Below are 9,551 nucleotides of genomic sequence, written 5' to 3'. Positions count from 1 at the left end.
TGCTGGTCCTGCCTGCGCTCCTCGCCGGCACGGTCGGGCCATTGGCGACCATGACCATCATCGCGCTGACCTCCTGGCCATGGGGCGCGCGCATGACGCGGGCGCAGACCATGGCCCTGCGCAACCGCGAGTTCATCACCGCCGCGCGCATGGTGGGCGAGCCTTCGTGGCGCATAATCTTCGTCGAGATCCTGCCCAACCTGGTGCCGCTGATCGGCATCAACATCGTCGGCTCGATCATCTACGCCATCGTGGCGCAGACGACGCTCGAATATCTCGGCTTCGGCGATCCGCTCAACGTCACCTGGGGCACCATGCTCTACAACGCTCAGAACTCGTCGGCGATCATCGTCGGCGCCTGGTGGGACATCGGCGCGCCGGCGATGGGGATCGCGCTGGTTGGGCTTGGGCTGGCGCTGCTCAACTTCACCTTCGACGAGATCGCCAACCCGCAACTGCGGTCCGGCCCGGCGCTGTCGCGCTGGCTCAGGCTGACGCGGCTGCGCCGGCGCGAGCTGGAGGCGGCAGCGTGAGCGGACCCCTGCTGCAAGTCCGCGACCTCAGCGTCGACTACCTCACCGAGAAGGGCGCTTTCCGCGCCGTGAAGAACGTGTCCTTCGACATCGGCCGTGGCGAGTTGTTCGGACTCGCCGGCGAATCCGGCTGCGGCAAGAGCACGATCGCCTTTGCCATCACCCGGCTCGCCAAGGCGCCGGCCTGGGTGGCGGGCGGCGAGATCCTGCTCGACGGCCAGGACCTTTTGAAGCTGACCGAGGGAGCGCTGCAGAAGGTGCGCTGGCGCCGCATCGGCATGGTGTTCCAGAGCGCGATGAACTCGCTCAACCCGCTGATGCGGGTCGAGGACCAGTTCCACGACGTGCTGCGCCGGCACAACGGCTTTTCCCGCGAGCAGTCGCGAGCCCGGGCCGAGGCGATGTTCAAGCTGGTCGGCATCGCGACCAACCGTCTGCGCGACTATCCGCATCAGTTCAGCGGCGGCATGCGCCAGCGCATCGTCATTGCCATCTGCCTGGCTTTGGAGCCGGAGCTGATCATCATGGACGAGCCGACGACGGCGCTCGATGTGGTGGTGCAGCGCGAGATACTGGAGCAGGTGATCGACCTGCAGCGCAGCCTCGGCTTCTCGGTGCTGTTCATCACCCACGACCTGCATCTGATGTCGCAACTCTGCAACCGCATCGGCGTGATGCTGAAGGGAGAACTGGTGGAGGTCGGCGACGTCAGGCAGGTGAGTCACGCGCCGAAACACGATTATACGCGCAAGCTGTGGGCTTCGATCCCGCAACTGCCGGCGCGGACGCGCGAGGCCGTATGAACGCGCTGCCATCTTCGCTTTCCGCCGCGGCGCTCGCCGAGCCGCTGATCAGGCTCGAAGCGATCGAGCGCAGCTTCGGCCTCGTGCAGGCGCTGCGCGGCATTTCGCTGTCGCTGCGGCCGGGCGGGGCGCTGGCGCTGGTCGGTGAATCCGGCTGCGGCAAGACGACATGCGCGCGTATCATCGCGCGCATGGATCACCCGACGGCGGGCAAGCTTCTGTTTCGCGGGCGCGATGCCACGCAGGCCGGCACCGGCGAAGAGGAGCGGACCTACCGTCGCGCGGTGCAAATGGTGTTCCAGGATCCGTTCGCCTCGCTCAACCCGGTATTCACGGTGCATCATCATCTGGCGCGGCCGCTTTCGCTGCATGGGCACGCCAAAGGCTAGGCGGCGGTGGCCAAGGGCGTGGCCGAGCTGCTGGGCGGCGTTGGGCTTGATCCCGACATCACGGCGCAGAAATTCCCGCATGTGCTGTCGGGCGGACAGCGCCAGCGCGTCTACATCGCGAGAGCGATTGCCGTGCAGCCTGAGGTGCTGGTCGCCGATGAGCCGACCTCGATGCTCGACGTCTCGATCCGGCTCGGCATCCTCGACCTGCTCGCCCGCATCAAGCGCGAGAAGAATTTGGCGCTGCTCTACATCACGCATGACATCGCCACCGCCGCCCATGTCGCGGAAGAAATCATCGTCATGTTCGCCGGGCAGATGGTCGAGTGGGGTTCGACCAATGCGGTGATCGGCGACCCGCGCCATCTCTACACGCAGCTCCTGCTCTCGGCCGTGCCTGACCCCAACCGCCCCTTCGTGCCGGGCGACAGCGCGCGCTTCCTCGGCCATGCCGAGGAGGTGAGGCGATTGTCGCGACCGGCCTCGTCGGTGATCGAGCAGGTCGGGCCGGATCACTTCGTTCGCGCGCTCGGCATGCCTTCCTGATTTGGATTGTTGAATGGATTATCTCGTCAATCTTTCCTTGCTCGGACCCGATGCGGCGCTCGACGCGCGCATGGCGAAGGCCGGCGTCATCATCCGCCGCGCGCTGGCGCCGGAATATGAGCTCGTCACCGGCTGGGTGCGGCGCAAGTTTTCCGCCGGCTGGGCGGGCGAGACCGCTGTTTCGATGATGCGCCAGCCGCCGACCTGTTTTCTCGCTACCAAGGACAAAAAGCTGATCGGCTTCGCCTGCCATGAATCGATCGCGCGCGGCTTCTTCGGTCCGACCGGGGTCGACGAAGCGGCGCGCGGGCAGGGCGTCGGCCACGCGCTGCTGCTTGCCTCGCTGCTCGATCTCAAGGTGATGGGCTACGCCTACGCCATCATCGGCGATGTCGGCCCATCCGAATTCTACGAACGCACCGTCGGCGCGACGCAGATCCCCAACTCGGAACCCGGCATCTATGCCGGACTGCTGAAATCCGCCGACTGACCTTTTTCACGCTTACCTTTCGAAGAGACTGAAATGACCGAGATACTTGCCTTGCGGCTCGAAAGCTTTTGGACGCCGGCCAAAGAGGGCCAACCACTGGCCTATGAGCTACGGCTCACCAATGCCTCCCGCCAGGCTTTGCGCGGCTTCCGGCTTTGCATCAGCGGACCGGACCGGATCGATCCGGCGGCCACCATCGAAGGCGGCACGCTTGCGGTGCGGCTCTCCAATCATGCCGAGTTCTTGCCGCGGGAGGGCTTTGCGCTCGAGCCGGGCGCCACATGGACGCTGACGGCGCGCGGCCTGAGCTACCCGCTGCGCCACTGGACCGACGGCGCCACCGGCGCCTATCTCGCTTTCGCCGACGGCAGCACGCGGCGCATCGTGGTGGAGCCGACGCGAGCGGTCGGAGACAACGCGCCGCTGAAGCGCGGCGCGGAACCCTATCCAGTGCCCGCCGTGGCGCCGGTTGCCGTCTCGGTCATTCCCTGGCCGCGCCATGTAGAAGTCGCTGGTGCCGTCTCGGCGCCGGCGGGGCTCGACCCGCAGCCGGAAGGCGAAGCGGCCAGCGCCGCCGCCTCGGCCTTCGCCGAACTCACCGCCAGCCTGTTTGCGGTCGAAGGCATCGTGCGCCCGGCGGCCGAAGGCGGGTTTCCGGTCAGGATGGCGCTGCAGGACGGGCTTGGCCCGGAAGCCAACGTGATCACGTTCGGCTCGGATGCGGCAAGCGTCGCGGCGACGACGCGCGCGGGGTTCCTCTACGGCCTGATCACGCTCGGCCAGATCCTGCGCGGCGCGAGACAACATCCGGCGACGTTCACGTTCCCGGCAAGCGGTGAAATCCGCGACGAGCCGTCGCTCGACTGGCGCGGCTGCCATCTCGATGTCGCACGGCAATTCTATGCGTCGGCCGAGGTCGAAAAGTTCCTCAGGATACTGGCCTGGAACAAGCTCAATCGCTTCCATTGGCATCTGTCGGACGACGAGGCCTGGCGGGTCGAGATATCGGCCTATCCGCAACTGACCCGCCTCGGCGCATGGCGCGGCCACGGCCTGGCCGTCCCGTCGCTGCTTGGCTCGGGCGCGCAAAAGACCGGCGGCTATTACAGCAAAGCTGCGGTTCGCCATATCGTCGCGCTGGCCGGCAGGCTTGGCATCGAGGTGGTGCCGGAGATCGACGTGCCGGGCCACTGCTACGCCATGCTCAAGGCATTGCCGGAGCTGCGCGATCCCGGCGAGCATGGCGAGTATTTTTCGGTGCAGGGCTTTCCCAACAATTGCCTCAACCCGGCGCGCGAGGAAACTTTTCGCGTGCTGGAGACGATCTTCGACGAGCTGATCGAGTTGTTCCCGTTCAAGACCATCCATATCGGCGCCGACGAGGTGCCGCCCGGCGCCTGGTCGGGTTCGCCGCAGGCGTTGAAACGGCTCGGTGAGATTGCCGGCGAGGCCGCCGCGCAGTCGCATGCGAAGCGGCTCGATGTCGTCACCAACACGCATGGCGCCGACGAGATCGAAGGCTCGGGCGCGGCCGTGCTGCAGGCCGAGTTCCTCAAGCGCGTCCAGGCCTTCCTTGCCTCGCGCGGCTGTGTCACCGGCGGCTGGCAGGAGGCAGCCCATGGCAATGTCATCGACAAGACGAAGTGTTACCTCAATGGCTGGCGCAGTGTGGAAGTCTCGGCGGCACTCGCCGGCGAAGGCTACGACATGGTCGTCAATCCGGGACAGGTCTATTACCTCGACATGGCGAACAGCCCGGAATGGTCGGAGCCGGGCGCGGCCTGGGCCGGCTGGTCGTCGCCGGAAAAGCTCTACGGTTTCGACCCGGTGGAAGGATGGAGCGAGGCGCAGAGGAAGCATTTTCTCGGCGTGCAATGCTGCATCTGGTCGGAGCCGATGACCGATCGCGCCGTCTTCGACCGGCTGATCTTCCCGCGGCTTTCGGCGCTGGCCGAAACCGGCTGGACCGCGCCCGAGCGGAAGTTGTGGTCGCGTTTCAGCGCGCTCGCTGGACTGATGCCGGTGCTTTACGGTTTGGCGTAGCCTCGCCAATTTAGCGTTGTAATTTGTTGTAGCGCTTGATCAGGCGGTCACGCTTCAGGCGCGACAGCCTGTTTATCCAGAAGATCCCGCCGAGCTGATCGATCTCGTGCTGGTGGCACACCGCCAGCAGCCCGTCGGCGTCCTCGAAATGCTCTTTGCCCTCGAGATCCTGGTAATGAACCCGAACGCTGGCATGCCGTTCGATCTCTTCCGTGACACCGGGCATCGAAACGCTGCCTTCGGTATGCCGGATCATTTCGGACGAGCTCTGGATGATCGATGGATTTACATAGATCAAAGGCTTTGCGGCGGGCGGCAACTGGATCACGACCAGGCGTTTCAGGATGCCGATATGCGGGCCCGTTATGCCGATCCCGGGCGCCGCGTGCATGGTGTCGATGAGATCGCCGGCCAGGTTGCGCAGATCGCTGTCGAACAACTCCACGGGGTGCGCGACAACCCTCAGCAGGGGATCGGGGAATTTTACGATCGGCCGAACCGCCATAGGAATTCAGCCCACAGGCTTCTGCAGCACGTCGAATTGCGGATTGGTTTCCGAAAAGATCGGCAGGGCCGCCGCGCCGAGCACGGACGTGTCCTTGCCCGCGGCGCCGACCACGACGCGCGGCGTGGCGCGGGCGCTGGCCGAACTGACCGAGAGATGCAGCGGCTCGAGCCGGCCGGCCAAAGCCTCGATCACCGGCAGCGGCATGAAGCCACCGAGCACGACGGTCTCGGGATCGAGCGCCATTTCCACGACGTCGATTGCCTGGCGCAGCGGTTCGACCGCCTCGGCGAGCCAGGCCTCGAAACGACTGTCGCCATTGGCTAACAGCTCTTCCAGCAGGTCGGGCGAGGCGTGATCGGGATCCGGCAGGTCAAGCCTGTCATAGGCCGCGCGCAGCGAGACGTAGCGTTCCAGGCAGCCGCGCTTGCCGCAGCCGCAGGGCAGGCCGCCCGGCTTGACGATGATGTGGCCGATCTCGCCGGCATTGTGGCGGCTGCCCTTGTAGAGATGGCCGTCGAGGAAGAGACCGGCGCCGAGGCCGGTTCCGATGAACAGATAGACGAAGCTGTCGAGCTTGCGGGCGACGCCATAGAGCCGCTCGCCTATTGCGGCCGCGGTGGCGTCGTTCTCGACGATCACGGCGATGCCGGTCAGCCGTTCCAGCTCTTCCGCCACCGGAAAGTCATGCCAGCCGGGCAGGGCGGTCGGGCCGACCGAGGTCATGCCCTCGACGCCGAAAGGGCCGGGCATCGCCATGCCGATGCCGAGCAACTTTGTCCGGTCGAGGCGGGAGGTGGCGATCAGGTCGCTCGAGATCGCGGCAAGCAGCGGCATCGCTTCGGCGGGCGTCGGTCGGTCGACATTCCGCTCGACGCGGGCGCGCATCGTGCCGGAGAGATCGGTGACGACGCCGACGGCGAGCTGATGGTCGAGCTGCAGGCCGATCGAATAGCCGCCATCCGGGTTGATGGAGTAGGGGACGGCCGGCTGGCCGCGCGCGCCCTTCAGCGTCGCTTCCGGGCGCAGCAGCCCGGCCTCTTCCAATTCCTCGACAATGTTGGAGATGGTCTGCGACGACAGCGCCGTCAGCCTGGCGATCGCCGCGCGCGACAGTGCGCCGTTGGTGCGGATCGTTTCGATCACCACACGCCGGTTGTGCGATTTCGCCTGCTCGAGATTTGTGCCGGAGATGGCTTTCTTGAGGATCATGAGGTACTTACCAGTCACAGCAAGTGTATAATACCACTTTAGAAAATCAAGTTGATTTAATTATATTGATGGTGAGCAGCCAGCCAGAGGCCTGGGTCCAGCTCCAGTAAGGGCACACGGTTTCGACGTATAGGAAATATCCAACCGCCTGGCGCGGTGGCTCAGCCGAAACGCGCCGCGGCAAAATCGACGGCTGACGGCACGCCTTGGCCGGCGATGAAGCGGGCGACCCAGCGGGCTGTCACCGGGGCGAGCGTCAGCCCCAGATGGCCGTGGCCGAAGGCGTAGATCACATCAGGCGATTTCGTCGATGGCCCGATCACCGGGCGCGAGTCCGGCAGCGACGGCCGGAAGCCCAGCCATTGCGATGATGGCTTGTCGAGATCGGGGAAGAACTGCCGCACGCCGCGATCGAGCAGCGCCAGCCGGCGCGGATTGGGCGGCGCTTTCAGGCCGCCCAACTCGACGGTGCCGGCGACCCGCAGCCGGCCGTCCATCGGCGTCATGTAGAAACCGAGATCGACCGGGCAGACCGGTCGGTTGAGCAAGGGCGCTGAAGTCTGGAACTCGAGATGGTAGCCACGTTCGGTGTCGAGCGGGATCCGGTCGCCGGCCTGGGCAGCGAGCGGCCGGGAGCGCGCGCCCGCCGCAAGTACCACCTTTTGCGCCGTGACGGCGAGCCCCGGGCCGCTCAGCCGCACGCCGCCGGCACGCGTTGCGAGACCGGTGACGCTCGCACGCATGAATTGAGCGCCTCGCGCGGCAGCGGCGGCGGCCAGCCGCGCCATGACCGCCCCGGGATCGCTGACATTGATCGAATCCGGGAAATAGAGGCCTTTGGTCTCGAACGCCGCAAGCCGCGGCTCCAGCGCGGCCACCTGATCGGCGCTCAGCACCTGCTGATGGACGCCGAGTTCGGCCCGCAAGGCCCGGCCGCCCGCGGAGGCGGCGAAATCGCCGTCGCGGCGATAGACATAGAGGCAGCCATTGCGGCGCATCAGATCCTGAAGCCCGGCCTCCTGTACCATTTCGCCCCAGGCCGGCAGGGCTTCGGAAAGTAGACCGGCCAGCGCCAGCGCATTGGCGCGAGTGGCCTTAGGCAGCGACTGCCGAACGAAGCGGACCAGCCATGGGGCGAGCTGGAAAAGCGCTGCCCAACGCAGCGAAAATGGGCTGTCGGGATCGAGCAGCAGCTTCGGCAGCGCGCGCAGCACGCCGGGATTGCCGACCGGCATGTAGGCATATTCGGCGATCGTGCCGGCATTGCCGAACGAAGCGCCCGAGCCCGGCTCGTTCGGGTCGATGAGCAGGACCTCGCGGCCCTCGCCGGCCAGGCGCAAGGCTGTCGCCAGGCCGACGACGCCGGCGCCGACGATGGCGATCTCGACCGATTTCGGCGCGGCTGCGGAGGTCATCGTCTCAGACGAAACCGGGCAATTGCAGGTGACCGGCGGCGAGCAGCTCGGCCATGGTGGTCAGCGCCGAGCGCAAATCCTCTTGCGAGCGCGCCGCGCCGACATTGATGCGCACGCCGTGCTGCACCGGTTCGCGGCCGACGGCGAAGGCGTCACCCGGCAGCACGGCGACGCCGCGCTCCAGGCAGGTGCGGGCAAAGCCGGCGCCGCGCCACGGTTCCGGCAGGCGTAGCCAGGCATGGGTCGAGGTCGGGTGGCTCTGGACGTCGAAGCGGCCAAGGATTTCGGCGAGGATCGCCTGGCGCTGGCGCAGTTCCTGTTTCTGGATGTCGATGATGCGAGCGGCCGCACCTTCCTCGATCAGCCTGGCGCCGATCAGCGCCGTCAAGGGGCTGATGCTCCAGCAATTGATGCGCAGGGCGGCGGCAACCTGGCCGGCGATCGGGCGCGGGGCGATGACGAAGCCGAGGCGCAGGCCGGGCGCCAGGCATTTCGACAGCGCGCCGAGATGGATCGTCAGCTCCGGTTCCAGGCTGGCGAAGGAGGGCGGCGGGTCATCGGCCAATGGACGGTAGACGTCGTCCTCGATGATCAGCACGTTGTGGCGGCGGGCGACCGCCGCCAATTCGCGCCGGCGCTCCGCGCTCAGTGTGATCGTCGTCGGATTGTGCAGTGTCGGCACCAGGAATACGGCACGCGGCCGGAGCTGCGCGCAAGCGGCCTCGAAGGCGTCCGGACGCATGCCGCCGCGATCCATGGCGACGCCGCGCAAGTCGAGACCATGAACCCGGCACAGCGCGTTGATGCCCTGATAGGTCACCTCGTCGGCAAGTATCACCTCGCCTTGCCGGGTGACGGCGCCCAGAACGCAGTCGAGGCCATGCTGGGCGCCGGCTGCGAGCACGACGCGGCCCGGGTCGCCGTCGCCGGCGACGGCTTTGAACCAATCGGCCACCGCCACACGACCCCAAAGCGGTCCTTCCGGCGGATGGTAGTCCTGCAGCGAAGCGTAGTGGCGATCCTTGGAAAGGCGCGGCATTAGCGCCGCGACCGCGTCGAGATAGGCTGACGTGGGCGGCCGGTTGACCGAGAGGTCGATGATGCCGCTCTGGTCGCTCGGCGCCGACACGAAACCCGGCCGCTCGACTATGTCGCGGGCGGCAACCGTCGTGCCGCGCCCGGGACGCGCCTCGAGCAGGCCTTGCTCCTGCAGGGTGGACAGCGCCCGCGTCACGGTCGTGACGTTGATGCCCAAAGCGCGCGCGATCTCGCGCTGCGGCGGCAGCCGGTCGCCGACGGCGAGCGTGCCCGCGGCGATGCGTTCGGCGATCGCGTCGGCAAGACGGCGATAGACCGGGCTTTCATCCTCGGTGAGGCGAAGATCTTCGAGCATAGGGGATTCGAACTGCGGCTGACGTCTCACTTGTCGGGCATCTAGCATAAGACAACGATCCGTACAATAGAGCTTGTCCGACATTCAATTCGACAAAAATTATCACACAATCCTGCAATTTTCGGCTTGATGGGCAAAGTTGTCCGCATTTATGGTCGATTTCAGCTTGATTGTATGACCATACAAGTCGGACGGCGCGCTGTTTCCACGGGCCGGTACCGG

General features: G+C 66.3%; 8 protein-coding genes and 1 pseudogene. 5 read left to right on the top strand and 4 right to left on the bottom strand.

Translation table 11 applies throughout. The features are described from left to right. The 5 genes and pseudogenes from KVT37_RS03990 to KVT37_RS03970 all read left to right on the top strand — a co-directional run. Nucleotides 1-533: ABC transporter permease (locus tag KVT37_RS03990; protein WP_217569841.1), on the top strand; the 533-nt coding region annotated here is incomplete at its 5' end. Then, the gene (locus KVT37_RS03985; RefSeq protein ID WP_217569839.1) at nt 530-1,336 is read left to right on the top strand and encodes an ABC transporter ATP-binding protein; all 807 of its coding nucleotides are present in this window, start codon (nt 530-532) and stop codon (nt 1,334-1,336) included. The genes KVT37_RS03990 and KVT37_RS03985, both read left to right, overlap by 4 nt. After that, nucleotides 1,333-2,271: pseudogene (locus KVT37_RS03980) on the top strand (ABC transporter ATP-binding protein). The gene KVT37_RS03985 and the pseudogene KVT37_RS03980 overlap by 4 nt, the downstream one beginning before the upstream one ends. A 13-nt stretch (nt 2,272-2,284) precedes the next feature. Next, nucleotides 2,285-2,761, top strand: a complete 477-nt coding sequence (locus KVT37_RS03975; RefSeq protein ID WP_217569837.1) for a GNAT family N-acetyltransferase — start codon at nt 2,285-2,287, stop codon at nt 2,759-2,761. Nucleotides 2,762-2,794: 33 nt separating this feature from the next. After that, a complete protein-coding gene (locus KVT37_RS03970) occupies nt 2,795-4,804 on the top strand; it encodes a beta-N-acetylhexosaminidase (RefSeq protein WP_217569835.1) in 2,010 nt (669 codons plus the stop codon). Between the two features lie 10 nt (nt 4,805-4,814). On the opposite strand, the gene KVT37_RS03965 is transcribed toward KVT37_RS03970, so the two are convergent. From KVT37_RS03965 to KVT37_RS03950, 4 genes are all read right to left on the bottom strand, one after another. Then, nucleotides 4,815-5,309, bottom strand: a complete 495-nt coding sequence (locus tag KVT37_RS03965) for a peptide deformylase (protein ID WP_217569833.1) — start codon at nt 5,307-5,309, stop codon at nt 4,815-4,817. Between the two features lie 6 nt (nt 5,310-5,315). Then, nucleotides 5,316-6,521 (bottom strand): ROK family transcriptional regulator, encoded by a 1,206-nt coding sequence (locus KVT37_RS03960; RefSeq protein ID WP_217569831.1) that lies wholly within the window; start codon nt 6,519-6,521, stop codon nt 5,316-5,318. A gap of 161 nt (nt 6,522-6,682) precedes the next feature. Next, nucleotides 6,683-7,936 (bottom strand): FAD-binding oxidoreductase, encoded by a 1,254-nt coding sequence (locus KVT37_RS03955; RefSeq protein WP_217569829.1) that lies wholly within the window; start codon nt 7,934-7,936, stop codon nt 6,683-6,685. A gap of 4 nt (nt 7,937-7,940) precedes the next feature. Then, nucleotides 7,941-9,329: a PLP-dependent aminotransferase family protein gene (locus tag KVT37_RS03950; protein WP_217569827.1), complete on the bottom strand. Its 1,389-nt coding sequence runs from the start codon at nt 9,327-9,329 to the stop codon at nt 7,941-7,943. Between the last annotated feature and the right edge of the window lie 222 nt (nt 9,330-9,551).

It is taken from the genome of Mesorhizobium sp. GbtcB19, from assembly GCF_019091085.1.
Taxonomy (GTDB): Bacteria; Pseudomonadota; Alphaproteobacteria; order Rhizobiales; family Rhizobiaceae; genus Mesorhizobium.
This window is presented reverse-complemented; position numbering and strand designations above follow the sequence as displayed.

Coding starts and splice junctions, on each gene's coding strand:
- KVT37_RS03975 (WP_217569837.1), top strand. CDS start 2,285: ATGGATTATCTCGTCAATCTTTCCTTGCTCGGACCCGATGCGGCGCTC.
- KVT37_RS03970 (WP_217569835.1), top strand. CDS start 2,795: ATGACCGAGATACTTGCCTTGCGGCTCGAAAGCTTTTGGACGCCGGCC.
- KVT37_RS03965 (WP_217569833.1), bottom strand. CDS start 5,309: ATGGCGGTTCGGCCGATCGTAAAATTCCCCGATCCCCTGCTGAGGGTT.
- KVT37_RS03960 (WP_217569831.1), bottom strand. CDS start 6,521: ATGATCCTCAAGAAAGCCATCTCCGGCACAAATCTCGAGCAGGCGAAA.
- KVT37_RS03955 (WP_217569829.1), bottom strand. CDS start 7,936: ATGACCTCCGCAGCCGCGCCGAAATCGGTCGAGATCGCCATCGTCGGC.
- KVT37_RS03950 (WP_217569827.1), bottom strand. CDS start 9,329: ATGCTCGAAGATCTTCGCCTCACCGAGGATGAAAGCCCGGTCTATCGC.